This is a genomic window from Streptomyces sp. M92 (assembly GCF_028473745.1).
Classification (GTDB): domain Bacteria; phylum Actinomycetota; class Actinomycetes; order Streptomycetales; family Streptomycetaceae; genus Streptomyces.
In genome coordinates this window covers 3546242-3567008 of the sequence record NZ_CP101137.1, presented here as the reverse complement: position 1 = coordinate 3567008, position 20767 = coordinate 3546242, and the positions used below count along the sequence as shown (strand labels likewise).

19 protein-coding genes are annotated in these 20767 nt (G+C 70.8%); 7 read left to right on the top strand and 12 right to left on the bottom strand.

Annotated features, from left to right (window positions below; genetic code table 11):
• Positions 1–144 precede the first annotated feature (144 nt).
• Entirely contained in the window at positions 145–831 is a 687-nt protein-coding gene (locus tag M6G08_RS16290) for a phosphatase PAP2 family protein (protein ID WP_272587882.1), read from the top strand.
• Here the strand turns inward: M6G08_RS16290 and M6G08_RS16285 are convergent.
• From M6G08_RS16285 to M6G08_RS16250, 8 genes are all read right to left on the bottom strand, one after another.
• Positions 770–2581, bottom strand: coding sequence for a chitinase (locus M6G08_RS16285; protein ID WP_272587881.1), 1812 nt, complete (start codon positions 2579–2581; stop codon positions 770–772). The genes M6G08_RS16290 and M6G08_RS16285 overlap by 62 nt on opposite strands.
• An 87-nt stretch (positions 2582–2668) precedes the next feature.
• A complete protein-coding gene (locus M6G08_RS16280; RefSeq protein WP_272587880.1) occupies positions 2669–3127 on the bottom strand; it encodes a hypothetical protein in 459 nt (152 codons plus the stop codon).
• A 124-nt stretch (positions 3128–3251) separates the two neighbouring features.
• On the bottom strand, positions 3252–4679 hold the full coding sequence (locus M6G08_RS16275; RefSeq protein ID WP_272587879.1) for an NAD(P)/FAD-dependent oxidoreductase: 1428 nt from the start codon (positions 4677–4679) through the stop codon (positions 3252–3254).
• A gap of 12 nt (positions 4680–4691) precedes the next feature.
• Positions 4692–5513 (bottom strand): ABC transporter permease, encoded by an 822-nt coding sequence (locus M6G08_RS16270; protein WP_272587878.1) that lies wholly within the window; start codon positions 5511–5513, stop codon positions 4692–4694.
• Positions 5514–6443: an ABC transporter permease gene (locus M6G08_RS16265; RefSeq protein ID WP_272587877.1), complete on the bottom strand. Its 930-nt coding sequence runs from the start codon at positions 6441–6443 to the stop codon at positions 5514–5516.
• Entirely contained in the window at positions 6443–7603 is a 1161-nt protein-coding gene (locus M6G08_RS16260; protein WP_272587876.1) for an ABC transporter ATP-binding protein, read from the bottom strand. Before M6G08_RS16260 ends, M6G08_RS16265 begins: the two co-directional genes overlap by 1 nt.
• A 5-nt stretch (positions 7604–7608) precedes the next feature.
• On the bottom strand, positions 7609–8856 hold the full coding sequence (locus M6G08_RS16255; RefSeq protein ID WP_272587875.1) for a polyamine ABC transporter substrate-binding protein: 1248 nt from the start codon (positions 8854–8856) through the stop codon (positions 7609–7611).
• Between the two features lie 55 nt (positions 8857–8911).
• Positions 8912–10447 carry a gamma-aminobutyraldehyde dehydrogenase gene (locus tag M6G08_RS16250; RefSeq protein WP_272587874.1) on the bottom strand — a complete coding sequence of 512 codons (1536 nt, stop codon included), beginning with the start codon at positions 10445–10447 and terminating at the stop codon, positions 8912–8914.
• Positions 10448–10650: 203 nt separating this feature from the next.
• Here M6G08_RS16250 and ybiA point away from each other — a divergent pair, with 203 nt between their 5' ends.
• On the top strand, positions 10651–11217 hold the full coding sequence (gene ybiA, locus M6G08_RS16245; RefSeq protein ID WP_272587873.1) for a riboflavin biosynthesis intermediates N-glycosidase: 567 nt from the start codon (positions 10651–10653) through the stop codon (positions 11215–11217).
• Positions 11218–11258: 41 nt separating this feature from the next.
• Here the strand turns inward: ybiA and M6G08_RS16240 are convergent, their stop codons facing one another.
• Complete coding sequence (locus tag M6G08_RS16240) at positions 11259–11963, bottom strand: DUF4190 domain-containing protein (protein ID WP_272587872.1); 705 nt, start codon at positions 11961–11963, stop codon at positions 11259–11261.
• A 57-nt stretch (positions 11964–12020) separates the two neighbouring features.
• On the opposite strand from M6G08_RS16240, the gene M6G08_RS16235 reads away from it, so the two are divergent.
• The 3 genes from M6G08_RS16235 (at position 12021) to M6G08_RS16225 (ending at position 15225) form a co-directional block, all read left to right on the top strand.
• A complete protein-coding gene (locus tag M6G08_RS16235; protein WP_272587871.1) occupies positions 12021–13181 on the top strand; it encodes an adenosine deaminase in 1161 nt (386 codons plus the stop codon).
• A gap of 14 nt (positions 13182–13195) precedes the next feature.
• Positions 13196–13909 carry a glycerophosphodiester phosphodiesterase gene (locus M6G08_RS16230; protein WP_272587870.1) on the top strand — a complete coding sequence of 238 codons (714 nt, stop codon included), beginning with the start codon at positions 13196–13198 and terminating at the stop codon, positions 13907–13909.
• A 155-nt stretch (positions 13910–14064) separates the two neighbouring features.
• On the top strand, positions 14065–15225 hold the full coding sequence (locus tag M6G08_RS16225) for a serine hydrolase domain-containing protein (RefSeq protein ID WP_272587869.1): 1161 nt from the start codon (positions 14065–14067) through the stop codon (positions 15223–15225).
• 6 nt (positions 15226–15231) lie between these two features.
• On the opposite strand, the gene M6G08_RS16220 is transcribed toward M6G08_RS16225, so the two are convergent.
• The 3 genes from M6G08_RS16220 to M6G08_RS16210 all read right to left on the bottom strand — a co-directional run bounded on the left by M6G08_RS16220 (position 15232) and on the right by M6G08_RS16210 (position 18599).
• Positions 15232–15777, bottom strand: coding sequence for an HXXEE domain-containing protein (locus M6G08_RS16220; protein ID WP_272587868.1), 546 nt, complete (start codon positions 15775–15777; stop codon positions 15232–15234).
• Between the two features lie 13 nt (positions 15778–15790).
• Positions 15791–16987, bottom strand: coding sequence for an ABC transporter substrate-binding protein (locus tag M6G08_RS16215; RefSeq protein ID WP_272587867.1), 1197 nt, complete (start codon positions 16985–16987; stop codon positions 15791–15793).
• 172 nt (positions 16988–17159) lie between these two features.
• Positions 17160–18599 (bottom strand): gamma-aminobutyraldehyde dehydrogenase, encoded by a 1440-nt coding sequence (locus M6G08_RS16210; protein ID WP_272587866.1) that lies wholly within the window; start codon positions 18597–18599, stop codon positions 17160–17162.
• A 227-nt stretch (positions 18600–18826) separates the two neighbouring features.
• Here M6G08_RS16210 and M6G08_RS16205 point away from each other — a divergent pair, with 227 nt between their 5' ends.
• Both M6G08_RS16205 and M6G08_RS16200 read left to right on the top strand, forming a co-directional pair.
• Positions 18827–19342 carry an Lrp/AsnC family transcriptional regulator gene (locus M6G08_RS16205; protein ID WP_272587865.1) on the top strand — a complete coding sequence of 172 codons (516 nt, stop codon included), beginning with the start codon at positions 18827–18829 and terminating at the stop codon, positions 19340–19342.
• Positions 19343–19344: 2 nt separating this feature from the next.
• Positions 19345–20715 (top strand): aspartate aminotransferase family protein, encoded by a 1371-nt coding sequence (locus M6G08_RS16200; protein ID WP_272587863.1) that lies wholly within the window; start codon positions 19345–19347, stop codon positions 20713–20715.
• The last annotated feature ends 52 nt before the right edge of the window (positions 20716–20767 follow it).

Genomic DNA, 20767 nt, shown 5'->3' with positions numbered 1-20767 from the left:
CGCCCCAAACCCCCCGGGGCGCGCGGCGTTCCGGTCAGGACGGCCGCCTCGGCACCCGGGACGGTGGTTCACCGAAGGGCCGGCGCACTCCCCCCCTTGTGCCGGCCCTTCGGTGCGTCCGGCGGGCCTGCGAAGCTGGGCGCCATGCCGGTCTCCCCACCTCGCGCGCTGCCCGCCCTCCTCGCGCTGCCCGTCCTCCTCTTCTCGCTGATCACCTGGCAGGTCCTCGCCGACGGCCCGCTGATCGGCGTGGACGAGCGGCTGAGCCGTGCGCTCGTCCACCCCGACCGGCTCTCCGAGCTGCTGGCCGACCTCGGCAACGTGCCGGTCGCCGTGCCCGTCCTCGCCCTCGCGCTGGCGTACGTCGGGTGGCACGGGCGCGCCCATGGTGTGGACCACTGGTGGCTGCCTCCGCTGGCCGGGGCCGTGGCGATGGCCCTGGTGCCGGCGCTGGTCGCCCCGCTGAAGGCGTGGACCGACCGTCCCGGCACCCCGGCGGTGCCCCCGGCCGTCGGCTACTACCCCTCCGGCCACACCGCGACCGCGGTCGTCGCGTACGGCGCGGCGACGCTGCTGCTCCTGCCGCTGCTGCGCTCGCCGGCCGCCCGCCGGGTGCTGGTGGCGCTGTGCGCGGCCCTCGTCCTCGGCGCCTCCTACGGGCTGGTGCGCCGCGGCTACCACTGGCCGCTGGACGTGGTGGCGAGCTGGTGTCTGGGCGCGGTGCTGCTGGCCGGGGTCGCGCGGGTGGCCGGCCGCACCGCGCCGCCGGTCACCCGAAGTACGCGTCGAAGTTCTTCTGGAACTCCCAGTCCGAGTAGCGGTCCCAGTTGATCGACCAGGTCATCAGGCCGCGCAGGGCGGGCCAGGTGCCGTGGGTCTGGTACGAGCCGCAGTCGGTCTTCTTGGTCAGGCAGTTCAGGGCCTTGTTCACCTCGGCCGGGGGGACGTGGCCGTTGCCCGCGTTGGTGGAGGCGGGCATGCCGATGGCGACCTGGTCCGGGCGCAGGGGCGGGAAGACGTTGGCCGTGTCGCCCGCGACGGGGAAGCCGGTGAGGAGCATGTCCGTCATGGCGATGTGGAAGTCGGCGCCGCCCATGGAGTGGTACTGGTTGTCCAGGCCCATGATCGGGCCCGAGTTGTAGTCCTGGACGTGCAGCAGGGTCAGGTCGTCGCGCAGGGCGTGGATGACCGGCAGGTAGGCGCCCGCGCGCGGGTCCTGACCGCCCCACTTGCCGGTGCCGTAGTACTGGTAGCCGAGCTGGACGAAGAAGGTCTCGGGGGCCATCGTCAGCACGAAGTCGTCGCCGTACTGGGCCTTCAGCGTCTTCAGGGCCGAGATGAGGTTGACGATGACCGGCGTCTTCGGGTTCTTGAAGTCGGTGTCGTCGGCGTTCAGGGACAGCGAGTGGCCCTCGAAGTCGATGTCGAGGCCGTCGAGGCCGTACTCGTCGATGATCGCGGAGACGGACGAGACGAACTTGTCGCGGGCTGCGGTGGTGGTGAGCCGCACCTGGCCGTTCTGGCCGCCGATGGAGATCAGCACCTTCTTGCCGGCTGCCTGCTTGGCCTCGATCGCCGCCTTGAACTCGGCGTCGGACTCCACGTTCGGGCACTGAGTGACCGGGCAGCGCTCGAAGCGGATGTCGCCGGAGGTGACCGAGGTGGGCTCGCCGAAGGCGAGGTCGATGACGTCCCAGCTGTCGGGGACGTCGGCGAGGCGGGTGTAGCCGGAGCCGTTGGCGAAGCTGGCGTGGAGGTAGCCGACCAGGGCGTGGGCCGGCAGATCGGAGCCGCCGCCGTCCGGCTGCTCGGCGGTGGTCGCGGTGACCGTGGCCGAGCGCGCGGACTCCCCCGCGTCATTGAGCGCCGCGACCTGGAAGGCGTACGCCGTCGAGGGGGTCAGGCCGGTGACGGTGGTGGAGGTGCCGGTGACGGCGCGGACCCTGGTGCCGTCGCGGTAGACGGCGTAGCTCGTCGCGCCCGGGACGGGTGACCAGGACAGGGCGACGCTGGTGGAGGTGACCGAGCCGGTCGCCAGGCCTTCGGGGGCCGCCGGGGGCTGTCCCGTCTCCCCTCCCGGGCCGGTCAGCGAGATGTCGTCGGCGTGGTAGGCGCCGGTGCCGTACCAGCCGTGGGTGTAGATCGTGACGCGGGTGGTGGACGGGCCGGTGCGGAAGGTGGTCGTGAGCCGCTGCCAGTCGGGGGCGGACTGGGCCCAGGTGGAGACGTCGGTGGTGCCGGTGCCGCTCGCGCCGAGGTAGACGTAGGTGCCGCGGACGTGGCCGGTCAGCGTGTACTGGGAGTCCGGTTTCACGGTCACCGTCTGCGCGCAGCGGGCGTTGTCGGCGCCGGCCGGGGTGGCCTCGAGAGCCGCGGTGCCGCCGTGGACGGGCGAGGTCACCGTCTTGCCGGCCGTGCAGGTCCAGCCGTCGAGGCCGGACTCGAAGCCGCCGTTGCGGGCGAGGTCCGCGTCGGCCGCACGGGCGGCCGACGAGAGCGCGGTCATGCCGGACGCGGCGAGCGCGGCGGCGGTGAGCAGGGTGACGAGCGGGCGACGGGCGAGCGGTCTGGAGCGTTCCACAAGTGCCTCCGGACATGGGGGAGATGGGGAGGGTGGAGCGCGCCCAACTTGGTCCAGACCAATTCCGTTGTCAACCCCTCGCGCACCTCACCCGCCGCCGTCCTCCACCGCGAGAGCCGCCGCCGCCTCGTGCATCGCCAGTTCGAGGAGGGCCGGATCGGTGAGGGTGCCCGTCCCGTCGGGCGGGATCAGCCAGCGGATGCCGCCCGACGACAGGCCTGCGGGGTACGGCACCACGATCCAGGTACCGAGCCCGGCCGTCCGGACCCCGGTGCCCAGCCAGCGGGCCGCCGTGCCGGCCGGCACGAAGAAGCCCGTGCGCGCGTCGCCGAAGTCGACGAGCACCGGGCCCGGTTGGTCCAGGACGCGGGAGAGCACGTCGAGGGTCGGATAGCCGAGCCGGCTCGGCACGATGAGCACGTCCCAGGCCTTGCCGGCGGGCAGCAGCGCGACCCCTAGGGGGTTGCGCTCCCACTCCCGCCGGCAGGTCTCGGGATCCGGTGCGACGGATGCCAGCCACGCGACCGCCGTCTTCGCACCAGGCATATGAAGACCTCCCGTTCACTCGTGGACGCGGGGTGCGTCACGAGGGAGAGGGAGGTCTCCGGCGTGCATTACGCGGGTTGGGGCGCCTCGTTGGGGTGAACCGGGTCACACCCCGCGCCCGGGTTCAGCTGTCGAAGCCGAGCCCCAGTCTGTCCATCGTCCGCAGCCACAGGTTGCGCCGGCCGTCGTGCGCGTCCGCGCGGGCCAGCGACCACTTGGTGAGCGCGATGCCGGTCCAGGCGAAGGGCTCGGGCGGGAACGGCAGCGGCTTCCTGCGGACCATCTCCAGTTCGGTGCGCTCGGTGCGCTCCCCCGACAGCAGGTCGAGCATCACCTCGGCGCCGAACCGGGTCGCGCCCACACCGAGGCCGGTGTACCCGGCCGCGTACGCCACCTTCCCCTGGTGGGCGGTGCCGAAGAACGCCGAGAAGCGGGAGCAGGTGTCGATCGCGCCGCCCCAGGCGTGGGTGAAGCGGACGCCCTCCAGCTGCGGGAAGCAGGTGAAGAAGTGCCCGGCGAGCTTGGCGTACGTCTCCGGGCGGTCGTCGTACTCGGCGCGCACCCGACCGCCGTAGGGGTAGACGGCGTCGTAGCCGCCCCACAGGATCCGGTTGTCGGCGGAGAGCCGGAAGTAGTGGAACTGGTTGGCGCTGTCGCCGAGTCCCTGCCGGTTCTTCCAGCCGATGGAGTCCAGTTGCGCGTCGGTGAGCGGCTCGGTCATCAGGGCGTAGTCGTAGACCGGGACGGTGTACGAGCGCACCCGCCTGACCAGGTTCGGGAAGATGTTGGTGCCGAGCGCCACCGTGCGGGCGCGGACGCCGCCGTACGGGGTGCGTACGGCCATGCCGGCGCCGTACTGCCGCAGGGTCAGCGCCGGGGTGTTCTCGTAGACGCGGACGCCGAGGCCGAGGCAGGCCCGTTTGAGGCCCCAGACGAGCTTGGCGGGGTTGACCATGGCCACGCCCCGGCGGTCCCACAGTCCGGCGCGGAAGGTCGGGGAGTCGACCTGTTCCCGTACGGCCTCGGCGTCCAGGTACTCCACGCCGTCGGCCAGACCCTTGCCGCTGATCTCCTGGTACCAGTCCTTCAGCTCCCGGGCCTGGTACTCCTCGGTCGCCACGTCGATCTCGCCGGTCCGCTCGAACTCGCAGTCCAGGGAGTACCGGGCGACCGCCTCCTCGATGGCGTCGAGGTTGCGGGCGCCCAGCTCCTCCAGCCGGTGGATCTCGTCGGGCCAGCGGGTGAGGCCGTTGGAGAGGCCGTGGGTGAGGGAGGCGGCGCAGAAGCCGCCGTTGCGGCCGGAGGCGGCCCAGCCCACCTCGCGGCCCTCCAGCAGCACCACGTCCCGCCCCGGGTCGCGCTCCTTGGCGATCAGCGCGGTCCACAGTCCGCTGTACCCGCCGCCGACGACCAGCAGGTCGCAGGTGTCGGGGCCGGTGAGGGCGGGCTGCGGGCGGGGGCGGCCGGGGTCGTCCAGCCAGTACGGGACCGGCTGGGCGTCGGAGAGGGATTTCGTCCAGTCGTTGCTGCGGCTCATGGCGCTCGGGGCCATGATTTCAACTCCCTACGAATACACAGATGTGCTGCATGCCTTGCGGCGGTTTCGGCGGTTGCCGACGACCATGGAGGCCAGGACGAACAGTACGGCGATCACGAACATGGCCGTACCGATGACGTTGATCTGGACGGGCGTGCCGCGCTGGGCCGATCCCCACACGAACATGGGGAAGGTGACGGTGGAGCCCGCGTTGAAATTGGTGATGATGAAATCGTCGAAGGAGAGCGCGAAGGCGAGCAGCGCGCCGGCGGCGATTCCGGGGGCGGCGATGGGCAGGGTGACCCGGACGAAGGTCTGGAAGGGACCGGCGTACAGGTCCTGCGCGGCCTGCTCCAGCCTCGGGTCCATCGACATCACGCGTGCCTTGACGGCCGTCACGACGAAGCTGAGGCAGAACATGATGTGGGCGATCAGGATCGTCCAGAAGCCCAGCCGGGCACCCATGTTGAGGAACAGGGTGAGCAGCGAGGCGGCCATCACGACTTCGGGCATCGCCATCGGCAGGAAGATCAGCGAGTTGATCGCGCCGCGCGCCCGGAAGCGGTAACGGACCAGCGCGAAGGCGATCGCCGTGCCCAGCGCGGTGGCGCCCAGCGTCGCCCAGAGGGCGATCTGGAGACTGATCGACAGGGAGCCGCACAGTCCGGAGACGCCGCAGGGATCTTTCCAGGCGTCCGTGGAGAACTGCTGCCATTCGTAGTTGAAGCGCCCGTTCGGTTTGTTGAACGAGAAAATCGTGACGATGACGTTGGGCAGCAGGAGATAGGCGAGCGTCAGCAGTCCGGCGATGACGACCAGATTGCGCTTGAGCCAGTTGACGAAGGTCATTTAAACCAGATCCTCCGTGCCGGACTTGCGGATGTAGAAGGTGACCATGGCGAGGATCGCGGCCATCAGGACGAAGGAGAGCGCCGCCGCCGTCGGATAGTCCAGCACCCGCAGGAACTGGGACTGGATCACGTTTCCGATCATTCCGGTGTCCGCCGATCCCAGCAGGGAGGCGTTGACGTAGTCGCCGGTGGCCGGGATGAAGGTCAGCAGGGTGCCGGAGACGACACCGGGCATCGACAGCGGGAAGGTGACCTTGCGGAAGACCGTGGAGGGCCTCGCGTACAGGTCGCCCGCCGCCTCGTGCAGCCGTCCGTCGATGCGCTCCAGCGACGTGTACAGCGGCAGGATCATGAAGGGGAGGAAGTTGTACGTCAGACCGCAGACCACCGCGAGCGGTGTGGCCAGCACACGGTCGCCGGCCGTCCAGCCGAGCCAGCTGGTGACGTCCAGGACGTGCAGCGTGTTCAGCACCCCGACGACCGGGCCGCCGTCCGCGAGGATCGTCTTCCAGGCCAGGGTGCGGATCAGGAAGCTGGTGAAGAACGGCGCGATCACCAGGATCATGATCAGGTTCCGCCAGCGGCCCGCGCGGAAGGCGATCAGGTAGGCGAGCGGGTAGCCGAGCAGCAGGCACAGCACGGTGGCGGAGGCGGCGTAGGCGACCGAGCGCAGGAACTGCGGCCAGTACTCGGACACCGCGTCCCAGTAGGTCACGAAGTGCCAGGTGACCTTGTATCCCTCCTCCAGCGAGCCCGTCTGCACGGACGTGGAGGCCTGGTAGACCATCGGCGCCGCGAAGAAGACGACCAGCCACAGGATGCCGGGCAGCAGCAGCCAGTACGGCGTCCAGCGGCCCCGCTTGCGCGGGGGCTTCCGCTCCGGGGCGGGCGGGGAGAGCGGCGGTGGCGCCTCGGTGAGGGTGGACATCAGGCGGCCTCGCCCTCGGCCACACCGGCGTCGATGTCCTGGGCCGCGTCGAGGCCGAAGGTGTGCGCCGGGTTCCAGTGCAGGACGACGTCGGCGCCGGGGGCGAGGCGGGCGTCGCGGTCGATGTTCTGGGCGTACACCTCGAACTCGGGGCAGGCCGCGCAGTCCACGACGTACTGCGTGGAGACGCCGATGAAACTGGTGCTGCTGATCTTGCCGGTGATGCGGTTGCGGCCCTCGGGAATGGAGCCGGCCTCGTCGGCGTGGGCGATGCTGATCTTCTCGGGGCGTACGCCGACCAGGACCTTGTCGCCGGCCCGGGAGGGTGCGGAGCAGCGGGCGCCGGGCAGGACCAGCTTGTCGCCGGCCGCCTTCACCGCTACGTCGTCACCGCTGCGGGTGTCGACCTCGGCCTCGATGAGGTTGGAGGTGCCGAGGAAGTTGGCGACGAACGTGGTCCGCGGGTTCTCGTACAGGTCGGCGGGCGCGCCCAGCTGCTCCACCCGGCCCCCGTTCATCACGGCGACCTGGTCGGCCATGGTCATGGCCTCCTCCTGGTCGTGGGTGACGTGCACGAAGGTGATGCCGACCTCGGTCTGGATGCGCTTGAGCTCCAGCTGCATCTGGCGGCGCAGCTTGAGGTCGAGGGCGCCGAGCGGTTCGTCGAGGAGCAGCACCTTGGGGTGGTTGATCAGGGCGCGGGCCACCGCGACGCGCTGCTGCTGGCCACCGGAGAGCTGGTGCGGCTTCTTGCGCGCCTGCTCGCCGAGCTGGACCAGGTCGAGCATCTCCCCGACCTGCTTCTTCACGCTCTTGATGCCACGTCGGCGCAGGCCGAAGGCCACGTTCTCGAAGATGTCGAGGTGCGGGAAGAGGGCGTAGGACTGGAAGACCGTGTTGACAGGCCGTTTGTACGGCGGCAGCGCGGTCACGTCCTGGTCGCCGAGGTGGACGGTGCCGCTGGTGGGCTCCTCCAGTCCGGCGATCATGCGCAGGGTGGTGGTCTTGCCGCAGCCGGAGGCGCCGAGCAGGGCGAAGAAGGAGCCCTGGGGCACGGTCAGGTCGAGCGGGTGCACGGCGGTGAAGGAGCCGTAGGTCTTGCTGATGCCGGAGAGGCGGACGTCCCCGCCGTGCTCCGTGGAGTCTGTGGTGGTCTTCATCGTCGTCACGCCCCAGTGAGCTTCGCGAACTTCTCTTCGTAGGCCGTCTCTTCCTTCTGGCTCAGTGAGCGGAAGGCGCGGGAGAGGGCCTGCATGTCCTTGTCGGGAATGATCAGCGGATTGTTCGCCGCGTCCTCGTCGATCTTCGCGAGCTCGTCCTTCACCCCGTCCACGGGACAGACGAAGTTGATGTAGGCGGCGAGCTGCGCGGCGGGCCCCGGCTCGTAGTAGTAGTCCATGAGCCGCTCGGCGTTGGTCTTGTGACGCGCCTTGTTGGGGACCAGCATGTTGTCGCTGGACGTGATGTAGCCGCTGTCCGGGATGACGAAGTCGACGTCCGGGTTGTCCGCCTTGAGCTGGACGACGTCCCCGGCCCAGGCCAGACAGGCCGCGAAGTCGCCCTTGTTGATGTCGGCGGTGTAGTCGTTGCCGGTGAAGCGGCGTATCTGGCCGCTGTCGACGCCCTTCTGCAGCCGGGCGATCGCCGCGTCGTAGTCGTCGTCGGAGAAGCGGGCCGGGTCCTTGCCCATGTCGAGCAGCGTCATGCCGACGGTGTCGCGCATCTCGGTGAGGAAGCCGACCCGCCCCTTGAGCTTCGGGTTGTCGAGCAGGTCGGAGACCGACTTCACCTCGACGCCGTCCAGCGCCTTCTTGTTGTAGGCGATGACGGTCGCGATGCCCTGCCAGGGGTAGGAGTAGGCGCGGCCCGGGTCCCAGTCGGGGTCGCGGAACTGCGGCGACAGGTTGGCGAAGGCGTGCGGCAGGTTGGCCGGGTCCAGTTTCTGGACCCAGCCCAGGCGGATCAGCCGGGCGGCGAGCCAGTCGGTGAGCACGATGATGTCGCGCCCGGTCTCCTGGCCCGCGGAGAGCTGCGGCTGGATCTTGCCGAAGAACTCGCTGTTGTCGTTGATGTCCTCGGTGTACTTGACCTTGATGCCGGTGCGCTTGGTGAACGCCTCCAGCGTCGGGTGCCGCCGGCCGCTCTCGTCGATGTCCATGTACTCGGTCCAGTTGGAGAAGGAGACCTCCTTCTCCTCCTTGGACCGGTCGTCGGAGGAGACACTGCCCTCGGTCTTGCCGGCTGGCGGGATGCCGCAGGCGCTCAGCGTGCCGAGTCCGCCGGCCGCGAGCGCGCCGCCCGCGGAGGCGCGCAGCAGTGAGCGGCGGGTGAGGGCGGCCCTGCCGCTGGTGAAACTGCGCCGCATGGCGGCCACTTGGGCCGGTGACAGGCGGTCGGGCTCGTACTGCTCCATGCGCGTGGTTGCCCTTTCGGGTCGGTCGGCCGTGGTCGGCGGCCTCTCGTCGTGACTATCGGTCCCCGAAGACGGTGCGGTGCCAGTCCTTGGCCGCCACCGCGGTGTTGTCGAACATGACGTGCTTGACCTGCGTGTACTCCTCGAAGGAGTAGGCGGACATGTCCTTGCCGAAGCCGGACGCCTTGTACCCGCCGTGCGGCATCTCGCTGATGATCGGGATGTGGTCGTTGACCCACACACAGCCCGCCTTGATCTCGCGGGTGGCGCGGTTCGCCCGGTACACGTCCCGGCTCCAGGCGGAGGCGGCGAGCCCGTACGGCGTGTCGTTGGCCAGCCGGATGCCCTCGTCGTCGGTGTCGAAGGGCAGCACGACCAGGACCGGCCCGAAGATCTCGGACTGGACGACCTCGCTGTCCTGCGCCGCGTCGGCGATGAGGGTGGGCCGGTAGTAGGCGCCGTCCTTCAGGTCGCCCTGCGGTGCCTCGCCGCCGCACACCACGCGCGCGTAGGAGCGGGCCCGGTCGACGAAGCCGGCGACGCGGTCCCGCTGGACGTGGCTGACCAGGGGGCCGAGGTCGGTGCCGGGGGCGAAGGGGTCGCCGACGCGGACGGTGTCCATGAGGGCGGCGGTCTTCTCGACGAACGCGTCGTACAGGGGCCGCTGCACGTACGCGCGCGTGGCGGCCGTGCAGTCCTGGCCGGTGTTGATCAGCGCGCCCGCGACCGCGCCGTGGACGGCCGCGTCGAGGTCGGCGTCGTCGAAGACCAGGAAGGGCGCCTTGCCGCCGAGCTCCAGGTGGAGGCGCTTGACGGTGGCGGTGGCGACCTCGGCGACCCGCTTGCCGACGGCGGTGGAGCCGGTGAACGAGGTCATGGCGACGTCCGGGTGGCCGACCAGGTGCTCGCCCGCCTCCCCGCCCGTGCCGGTGACGATGTTGACGACACCGTCCGGGATGCCGGCCTCGGTGGCGGCCTGGGCGAACATCAGGGAGGTCAACGGGGTGATCTCGGCGGGCTTCAGCACGATGGTGTTGCCCGCGGCGATCGCCGGGAGGATCTTCCAGGCGGCCATCTGGAGGGGGTAGTTCCAGGGTGCGATGGACCCGACGACGCCGATCGGCTCGCGGCGCACGTACGAGGTGTGGTCGCCGGAGTACTCCCCCGCCGACTGGCCCTGGAGGTGCCGGGCGGCGCCCGCGAAGAAGGCCGCGTTGTCGATGCTGCCCGGCACGTCGAACTCGCGGGTCAGCTTCAGCGGCTTCCCGCACTGCAGCGACTCCGCGCGGGCGAATTCCTCGGCGCGGTCGGCGAGGACGGCGGCGAACCGGTGCAGGGCGTCGGAGCGCTCGCCCGGGGTGGCGCCGGCCCAGCCGGGGAACGCCTCCCGCGCGGCGGCGACGGCCGCGTCGACGTCGTCGGGACCGGCGAGTGCGTAGGTGAGGACCTCGTCGCCGGTCGCCGGGTCGACGACGGTGTGCGTGCGTCCGGAGGTGCCCCTCGTCAGACGGCCCGCGATGTACTGGGCCCCGTCCGCGAAGCGGTCCTGGGCCGGGAATCGGTCCGGGGTGTCGTTGCCCGGGTTGTGCATGTCGGCTCTCCTCGGTCTCCCCAGGTACGGGGGCCGGCGTGGCTCAGGCTCGATGTGAGTGCCGATCCTGACAGAGCACTGGGCCACCAACAAGTGATTCCGTTGTTGCCATTTGGTTACGCGACGGAATCTGTCGACCAGGTGTCGAGTCGCCACGGAAAAGGCCGGACGGAGTGTCAGTGGCGCGTGCCAGACTGGCGTGCATGGAGAAGATCACGGGGGACAGCAGAGAGGCGCTGGTCGGGCGGGTCCGGGCCGGCGAGCGGATCAAGTACCTCTGCTTCTGGGGCCACCGGCCGCGCCCCGACGGCCGGATCGGCCCGAGCTGTCTGAGCCAGTGGTGGCCGTCGCCGTTCACCGTGGCCGGGGTGGAGTACGCGACCGCCGAGCACTGGATGATGGCGGGCAAGGCCAGGCTCTTCGGCGACGCGGAGGCGGAGCGCCGGGTGCTGGCGGCGGAGCATCCGGCCGAGGCCAAGAAGGCGGGGCGGCTGGTGCGCGGCTTCGACGAGGCGGTGTGGGAGCGGGAGCGCTTCCCGGTCGTCGTCGAGGGCAGCGTCCACAAGTTCGCCTCGGACCCCGCGCTGCGCGGGTTCCTGCTGAACACGGGCGACCGGGTGCTGGTGGAGGCGAGTCCCGTGGACCGGGTGTGGGGCATCGGCCTGGCCGTGGACGACGAGGCGGCGACGGACCCGGAGCGGTGGCGGGGGCCGAATCTGCTGGGGTTCGCGCTGATGGCGGCGCGGGAGCGGCTGCGCGAAGGCGGCTGACGCCGGCCGGACGGACCGTCGGGCGTCAGCCGCCGAGCCGCTCAGCCCTGCGCCTGCGCCTGCGCCTGGGCCGCCACGGAGACCGCCGCCGGGCGCGGGGCGCCGTAGTAGGGGTCCTCGTACTCCGAGTCCTCGTTGATCGCGGCGATGATGCCGACGGCGATCAGGGCCATCACGGCGATGCCGAGGACGATGCCGATGATGCCCATGATGAAGCCGGCCTGGGCCTGTCCGTGGTTGTTGGCCTCGCCGCGCTCGGCCTTGCGGCGCCCCTTGACGCCGAAGACCACGGCGAGGATGCCGAGCACCAGCGAGACGATGCCGTAGGCGCAGAACATGCAGCAGGCCAGGATGCCGAGCACCATCGCCGCCGTGCCCATGCCGTTCTGCGGGGGCAGCGGGGCGGCGCCCCAGCCGTAGCCGCCCTGGGGATAGGCGGGGTAGCCGTACCCGCCCGGGACACCCGGGCCGCCGGGCGCGATCGGCGGTGGCGGCACCGCGGAGCCGGGCGGAGGGAAGCCGGCGGCGGGCATCGAGACGACGGTGGCCTGGTCGTGCACGGACGGCGGCTGCGCGGACGGCGGCGGCTGCCAGGGCGGCACGTCGCCGGCGGCGGGCGGGGCCGGCTGCTGCGGCGCTCCCGTCGCGGCGTCACGGTTCTTGTCCAGCGAAGGCCCGCTCTCCGGGGGCGCCCAAGGATCGTTGGCGCCGTTGGAGTCCCCGCCCGGCCGTATCGCGTCCGTCATTTTTCCGTCCCCCTGGGTCGATCGTGCCCGTCATGCTACGGGCCCTGCCCGCCCGGCGTGAGACCGGCCTACGATGATCCCCGTACCACCGATCAGCCGATCACCCGCGTCCCGCCGCCACCCGCGCGGCCCGGGGCGCCGTCCGGGGAGGAACCCTTGACCGAGCACCTCGTCGACCCCGCCGTCCCGCGCGATCTGCACGCCTTCATCGCCGGGCTGCCCAAGGCCGAACTGCACGTCCACCACGTCGGCTCCGCCTCCCCGCGCATCGTCTCGGAACTGGCCGCGCGCCACCCCGACTCCAAGGTCCCCACCGACCCCGAGGCCCTGGTCGACTACTTCACCTTCACCGACTTCGCGCACTTCATCGACGTGTACCTGTCCGTCGTCGACCTGATCCGCACCCCCGAGGACGTCCGGCTGCTGACGTACGAGGTGGCCCGGGACATGGCCCGGCAGCAGGTGCGGTACGCCGAGCTGACCATCACCCCGTTCTCGTCCACCCGGCGCGGCATCGACGAGGGCGCCTTCATGGACGCGATCGAGGACGCCCGCAAGGCGGCGGAGTCCGAATTCGGGACCGTACTGCGCTGGTGCTTCGACATCCCGGGCGAGGCCGGTCTGGAGTCCGCCGAGGAGACGGCGCGGCTCGCCACCGACGACCGGCTGCGCCCGGAGGGCCTGGTCTCCTTCGGGCTCGGCGGACCCGAGATCGGGGTGGCCCGGCCGCAGTTCAAGCCGTACTTCGACCGCGCGATCGCCGCCGGGCTGCACTCGGTGCCGCACGCCGGCGAGACCACCGGCCCGCAGACGGTGTGGGACGCGCTCACCGATCTGCGCGCCGAGCGCATCGGGCACGGCACCAGCTCCGCCCAGGACCCGAAGCTGCTGGCGCACCTCGCCGAGCACCGCATCCCCCTGGAGGTCTGCCCGACCTCCAACATCGCCACCCGCGCGGTGCGCACCCTGGACGAGCACCCGATCAAGGAGTTCGTGCGCGCCGGGGTGATCGTGACGATCAACTCCGACGACCCGCCGATGTTCGGCACCGACCTGAACAACGAGTACGCCGTCGCCGCCCGGCTCCTCGACCTCGACGAACGGGGCCTCGCCGACCTGGCGAAGAACGCGGTCGAGGCGTCGTTCCTGGACGCGCCGGGCAAGGCGCGGATCAGGGACGAGATCGACACGTACACCTCCGCCTGGCTCGCCTCCTGAACCGGGTGCCCGCCATGAGTCCCGCACGCGACCTGACCGCCGTGGCCCACCGCGGCGACCCGTACCGGTACCGCGAGAACACTCTGGACTCGCTGCGCGCCGCGCTCGACCGCGGCGCGGACGCGGTCGAGACCGACGTACGGCTCACCCGTGACGGCGTCCCCGTGCTGCTGCACGACGAGACGCTGAAGCGGCTGTGGGGGCACGACCGGCCGCTGCGGTCCCTGTCGGCCGAGGAGGTGCGCGGGCTGACGGCGGGCAGGGTGCCGACGCTCGCCGAGGCCCTTGCCGCGACCGACGGCAGCCGGCTGATGCTGGACCTGCCGGGCGGTCCGGGCGAGCGGGCGGTGCGGCGCGTCGTGGACGTCGTCCGGGAGTGCGGGGCCCAGGACCGCGTGTACTACACGGCGGGCCCCGCGGCCATGCTCGCCGTGCGCGCCGCCGACCCCGCCGCCGAGATCGCCATGACCTGGACGACGGCGGCACCGCCGCGGCCCGCGCTGCTCGCGGCGGTGCGGCCGAAGTGGCTGAACTACCGGTTCGGGCTGGTGAACAAGGTCCTGGCCGAGCGGGTCCACGGCGACGGCTGCCTGCTGTCGGTGTGGACCCCGGACACCCGGCGCTCCATGCGCCGGCTGATCGCGCTGGGCGTCGACTCGATCACCACCAACCGCATCGACACGCTGTGCGCGCTGCGCGACGGCAACGGGGCCGTCCAGGCCCCGTAAGGGAGGCCCCGCACAACACGCCTTCGCCGTAAGGGAGTTCCCTGATTCCGGCTACGGGGCGGGCGCCCTACTCACCGACGATCCGCCACGGGGCGCGACGCACAAGGATGATCAACGATCCTTCCCGCCGCAACCGCCTTCCCCTGGAGCAGTCGATGCGTGCCCGAACCTCCTCCGTCCTCGCCGCTTCCCTCGTCCTCGCCCTGGCCGCCGGCCCGTCGGCGGTCCCGGCGTTCGCCTCGCCGCCCGCCACGGCCGCCGGCTCCGTCGACCAGCGCGGGCCGGACGAGAAGGCACTGCGCGACGCGCTCTCCGCCGTCCCGAACCGGCACGCCACGGCCGCCCTCGTGCGGGTCGGCGGCCCCGACGGCGACTGGCACGGCAGCGCGGGCGTGCGCGACCTGGCCAGTGACCGGCCGGCACACCCCCATGCCCGCTTCCGGGCCGGTTCGGTCACCAAGGTCGTCACCGCCGCCACCGTCCTGCGGCTCGCGGCCCAGGACGAGATCGACCTGGACGCGCCGGTGCAGGGCTACCTCCCCGACCTGTTCACGCCGGAGTTCGAGCAGCCGATCAGCGTGCGCCAACTGCTGAACCACACCAGCGGCATCAAGCCGGGTGACGGTCTCGGCGACGACTTCGCGGAGGTGTACGCCAACCGTTTCGAGACCCTCACCCCGCAGCGGGTCGCGGCGTCGGCGATCGCCAAGGGACCGGAGGAGTTCATCCCGGGGACGCGGCAGCAGTACCTGAACATCAACTACACGATTCTCGGCCTGCTGATCGAGAAGGTGACGGGGCACTCGTACTCCTCCGTGGCCACGCGCCTGGTCCTGCGCCCGGCCGGCATGCACCACACGTACTTCCCCGGCACCGACCCCCGCGTCCGGGGCCCGCACAACCGGGGCTACCAGGCGGTGGAACAGCCGGACGGCACGGTGAAGCTGCTCGACGTGACCGAGTGGAACCAGGCGGACCGCTGGGCGGCCGGCGACATGATCTCCACCACCGCCGACCTGGAGAAGCTTCTCACCAAGCTGTTCCGGGGAAAGATCGTGCCGCAGCCGGAGCTGGAGGAGATGTTCACGACCCCGGCAGGTGTTTCGGGCGCGCGGCGCAGCGCGGGGCTGGAGTACAAGGAAGTCGACGGCGAGATCTTCTGGGGCAAGTCGGGGTCCCGCTACGGGTACAGCGCCCTCATCGGCGGCACCCGCGACCTGAGCCGCACGCTGGTCTACTCGGTCAACGCCACGGACGCCAAGAGCGCGGAGCAGAACCCGGTCCTCGACGCGATCACCGCGGCCGCCCTGAAGTAGCCCCCGTCACGCGCCGCGCCCCGTCAGCCGCCGCGCCACCGCATGCGCCCCGACCGTCGCCGCGCCCGCGAAGCCGAGCCCGAAGGCGAGGTCGCGCGGGCGCGTGGCGCGCAGGACGCCGGCGCGGCGCAGCCGGTGGCGGGCCCAGAGCGTGAACGGCACGACGACGAGCGGCGAGGTCGCGGACCCGGGCGTGTAGCCGCGTACCGCCGCCGCCTGGGCGAGGTGGACCAGGCCGTGCAGACCGAAGGCGGTCAGCGCCGTCTGGTACGCGGCCGACCGGCCTCCGGTGAGCCGTCCCGCGGCGGACGCGGCGGCCACGGCGGCGGCCATCGCCCCGACCGCCACCGCGAACTCGCGCCCGTCGACCGAACCGGCCCGCCGCCACACGGCCTGAGGCACGGCGGGGAACCGCTCACGCAGGGCGGGCAGCTCCCGCCGCCACCATCCCGGCACGGTCGCCAGTTCCTCGGCGTCGTGCAGCGCCCAGGCGGCCAGCAGCCCGAGCGTGACCGCCGCACCCACCTTTTCATCGTCCGGTGAATTCGTCACGCCGGTCAGTCTCCTACACCCCGACGATCCCGTTCCACCGCTTCGCGAACTCCGACCGCTCCCCGGCCGCGATGTCCCGCGCGATGGCGAGCCGTTCGCGCATCGCCGCGTCCGGGAAGATCAGCGGGTCCTCGGCCAGCGCGGCGGTCTCCTCGTCGCCGGAGGAGGCGAGCACGTCCCGGGCGGCGGGGACGGGACAGACGTAGTTGACCCACGCGGCCAGCTCGGCGGCGACCTCCGGTTGGTAGTAGAAGTCGATCAGCCGCTCGGCGTTGGTCTTGTGGCGGGCCAGGTTGGGGATCATCAGGGACTCCGACCACAGCTCGGCGCCCTCCTCGGGCACGACGAACTCGATGTCCGGGTCGTCCGCCTGGAGCTGGATCACGTCACCGGAGTAGGCCTGGCAGGCCAGGACGTCACCGCTGGAAAGGTCCTTGATGTAGTCGTTGCCGGTGAAGCGGCGGACCTGACCCTTGGCCACCTGCTTGTCCACCTGGTCGCACATCGTGTGGAAGTCGTCCGCCGTCCAGTCGGTGATGTCGACGCCGTTGCCCTGCATCAGCAGCGCGAACGCCTCGTCCATGCCGGACAGCAGGGTCACCCGGCCCCTGAGGTCGTCCGCCCACAGGTCGGAGACGTGCCGGACCTCCCGGCCGAGCCGGCGGCGGTTGTAGGCGATGCCGGTGATGCCGGACTGCCAGGGCACGGTGAACTTCCGGCCCGGGTCGAAGGCGGGCGAACGCAGCAGCGGGTCCAGGTACTCGGTGACGTTCGGCTGGCGGGAGCGGTCCATCTCCTGCACCCAGCCGAGCCGTACGAACCGCCCGCACATCCAGTCGCTGATGACGATCAGGTCGCGGTCGACGGGCTGGTGGTTCATCAGGGACGGGCTGATCTTGCCGAAGAACTCGTCGTTGTCGTTGATCTCCTCGATGTACTCGACGGAGATGCCCGACTCCTTCTCGAACGCCTCCAGCGTGGGCCGCCGGTTCGGACGCTCGTCGTCGGTGTCAATGTACAGCGGCCAGTTCGCCCAGGTCAGCCGCCTCTCGGTGGCGGACCGGTCGGTGGCGGCGCGGTCGCCCGGTGCGACGTAGGCGGCCGGTACGCCGCAGCCGGCCAGTGCGCCGAGCGCGGCGGAACCGCCCAGGCCGCGCAGCAGGGTACGGCGGGACAGGGACAGCGAGGGCGTCTTCGGGAGCGGGGGCATGGCCGCAGGATGCCGGGCCCGCGCTCACCGGGACAATCGACGCTGCGTCGAGCGGGTCCGGCCAGGCCCGACACCCTGTCGACCGGGGCGAGTTCACGCCTTCGCCCTGCACGCGGCGCGGCCCCGGACGGAAGGGTTCCCGTCCGGGGCCGCACACGTGGAGCCGGGTCCGTCACGCGTCCAGCGACGTCATCACGTGCTTGATCCGGGTGTAGTCCTCGAAGCCGTAGCCCGACAGGTCCTTGCCGTAGCCGGACTTCTTGAAGCCGCCGTGCGGCATCTCGGCGACCAGCGGGATGTGGGTGTTGATCCACACGCAGCCGAAGTCGAGCCGCTTGGACATCCGCATGGCGCGGCCGTGGTCCTTGGTCCACACCGAGGAGGCGAGGGCGTACTCGACGCCGTTGGCCCACTCGACCGCCTGGTCCTCGTCGCGGAAGGACTGGACGGTGATGACGGGGCCGAAGACCTCCTTCTGGATGATCTCGTCGTCCTGCTTGAGGCCGGAGACGACGGTCGGGGCGTAGAAGTAGCCCTTGTCGCCGACCCGGTGGCCGCCCGCCTCGACCTTGGCGTGGGCGGGCAGGCGCTCGATGAACCCGGTGACCTGCTCGAGCTGGTTCGGGTTGTTGAGCGGGCCGTACAGGACGTCCTCGTCGTCCGGCATACCGGTCTTGATCTCGGACGCGGCCTTCGCGAGCGCGCTCACGAACTCGTCGTGGACCGACTCGTGGACCAGCACGCGGGTGGCGGCGGTGCAGTCCTGGCCCGCGTTGAAGTAGCCCGCCTCCGAGATGCCCTCGACGGCCTTGGGGATGTCGGTGTCCTCGAAGACCACGACCGGCGCCTTGCCGCCGAGCTCCAGGTGGACCCGCTTGAGGTCCTTGGACGCCGACTCGGCGACCGACATGCCCGCCCGCACCGAGCCGGTGATGGAGGCCATCGCCGGGGTCTCGTGCTCGACCATCAGGCGGCCGGTGTCGCGGTCGCCGCAGACGACGTTGAAGACGCCCTTGGGCACGATCGAGCCGATGATGTCGGCCATCAGGGCCGTCGAGGCGGGGGTGGTGTCGGACGGCTTGAGGACGACCGTGTTGCCCGCGGCGAGGGCCGGGGCGAACTTCCACACGGCCATCATCATCGGGTAGTTCCACGGCGCGACCTGCGCGCAGACGCCGATCGGCTCGCGGCGGATCATGGAGGTCAGGCCCTCCATGTACTCACCGGCGCTGCGGCCCTCCAGCATCCGCGCCGCGCCCGCGAAGAAGCGGATCTGGTCGACCATCGGCGGGATCTCCTCGGAGCGGGTCAGCCCGACGGGCTTGCCCGTGTTCTCCACCTCGGCCGCGATCAGCTCCTCGGCCCGCTCCTCGAACGCGTCCGCGATCTTCAGCAGGGCCTTCTGGCGCTCGGCCGGGACCAGGTCCCGCCAGGCCGGGAAGGCCGCGGCGGCGGCCGCCATGGCGGCGTCGACGTCCGCCTGCCCGGACAGGGGGGCGGTCGCGTAGGCCTCGCCCGTGGCGGGGTTGACCACCTCCGTGGTCCGTCCGTCGGCGGCGTCCCGGAACTCACCGTCGATGTAGTTGCGCAGACGACGCAGCTCGGTGCTCACTGCCGGCCCTCCAAGTTCGATGGTTACTTCGGTCTGCTTCGGTCTTTCGGTCTCTCCGGTCCGGACCTCACCGCTGTCGCGCGTGTCCAAACACTGAGACACCCACCCTAGACGGAGACCCCACGTTTTCAACACCCCCGATCGCCTCCGCATTGCGAAATCCGTCGACTCTGGCGCTTCAGACAACGAATTTCATCGATCCGGGCTTGCGAAACTGCCGATCCGTCGTGCACAGTGAAGCCGTGGCCAGTCGAAGCGCAGACCAGAAGGACTCCCGCGAGTCCAGGAGCGGCGGACCCCAGTTGGACGCCGTCTCCCTCGCCATCATCGAACAGCTCCAGGAGGACGGCCGCAGGCCGTACGCCGCGATCGGCAAGGCCGTCGGCCTGTCGGAGGCGGCCGTGCGCCAGCGCGTCCAGAAGCTGCTCGACCAGGGCGTGATGCAGATCGTCGCCGTGACGGACCCGCTCACCGTGGGCTTCCGCCGCCAGGCGATGGTCGGCGTCAACGTCGAGGGCGACGTGGAGTCCGTCGCCGACGCGCTGACGGCCATGTCCGAATGCGAGTACGTGGTGATGACAGCGGGCTCCTTCGACCTGATGGTGGAGGTCGTCTGCGAGGACGACGACCACCTTCTGGACGTCATCAACAAACGCATCCGGGCCGTCCCCGGAGTGCGCTCCACCGAGAGCTTCGTCTACCTCAAGCTCAAGAAGCAGACCTATATGTGGGGAACCCGATAATCGTGAGCACCGACAGCAAGGACCTCAGCAGGACCGCCTACGACCACCTGTGGATGCACTTCACCCGCATGTCGTCGTACGAGAACGCCCCCGTCCCCACCATCGTCCGCGGTGAGGGCACCCACATCTACGACGACAAGGGCAAGCGCTACCTCGACGGCCTCGCCGGCCTCTTCGTGGTCCAGGCCGGGCACGGCCGCCAGGAGCTGGCCGAGACCGCCGCGAAGCAGGCGCAGGAGCTCGCCTTCTTCCCGGTGTGGTCCTACGCCCACCCCAAGGCCGTCGAGCTGGCCGAGCGCCTGGCGAACGAGGCCCCCGGCGACCTCAACAAGGTCTTCTTCACCACCGGCGGCGGCGAGGCGGTCGAGACCGCCTGGAAGCTCGCCAAGCAGTACTTCAAGCTGACCGGCAAGCCGACCAAGTACAAGGTCATCTCCCGCGCTGTCGCCTACCACGGCACCCCGCAGGGCGCCCTGTCCATCACCGGTCTGCCGGGCCTGAAGGCCCCCTTCGAACCGCTGGTGCCGGGCGCGCACAAGGTCCCGAACACCAACATCTACCGCGCCCCGCTCTTCGGCGACGACCCCGAGGCCTTCGGCCGCTGGGCCGCCGACCAGATCGAGCAGCAGATCCTCTTCGAGGGCCCGGAGACGGTCGCGGCCGTCTTCCTGGAGCCGGTGCAGAACGCGGGCGGCTGCTTCCCGCCCCCGCCCGGCTACTTCCAGCGGGTGCGCGAGATCTGCGACCAGTACGACGTGCTGCTCGTCTCGGACGAGGTCATCTGCGCCTTCGGCCGCCTCGGCACGACCTTCGCCTGCGACAAGTTCGGCTACGTCCCGGACATGATCACCTGCGCCAAGGGCATGACCTCGGGTTACTCCCCGATCGGCGCCTGCATCATCTCCGACCGCCTGGCCGAGCCGTTCTACCAGGGCGACAACACCTTCCTGCACGGCTACACCTTCGGTGGCCACCCGGTCTCCGCCGCGGTCGGCATCGCCAACCTCGACCTGTTCGAGCGCGAGGGCCTCAACCAGCACGTGCTGGACAACGAGGGCAACTTCCGCGCGACGCTGGAGAAGCTCCTCGACCTGCCGATCGTCGGCGACGTCCGCGGCAACGGCTTCTTCTACGGCATCGAGCTGGTCAAGGACAAGAACACCAAGGAATCCTTCAACGAGGAGGAGACCGAGCGGATCCTGTACGGCTTCCTGTCGAAGGCGCTCTTCGACAACGGCCTGTACTGCCGTGCCGACGACCGCGGCGACCCGGTCATCCAGCTCGCCCCGCCGCTGATCTCCAACCAGGAGACCTTCGACGAGATCGAGCAGATCCTGCGCGCCACGCTGACGGAGGCGTGGACGAAGCTCTGATCATCCTTCCAGAGGATCATCACCCGGCCCCGGTGCCGCCCGTTCGAGTGAG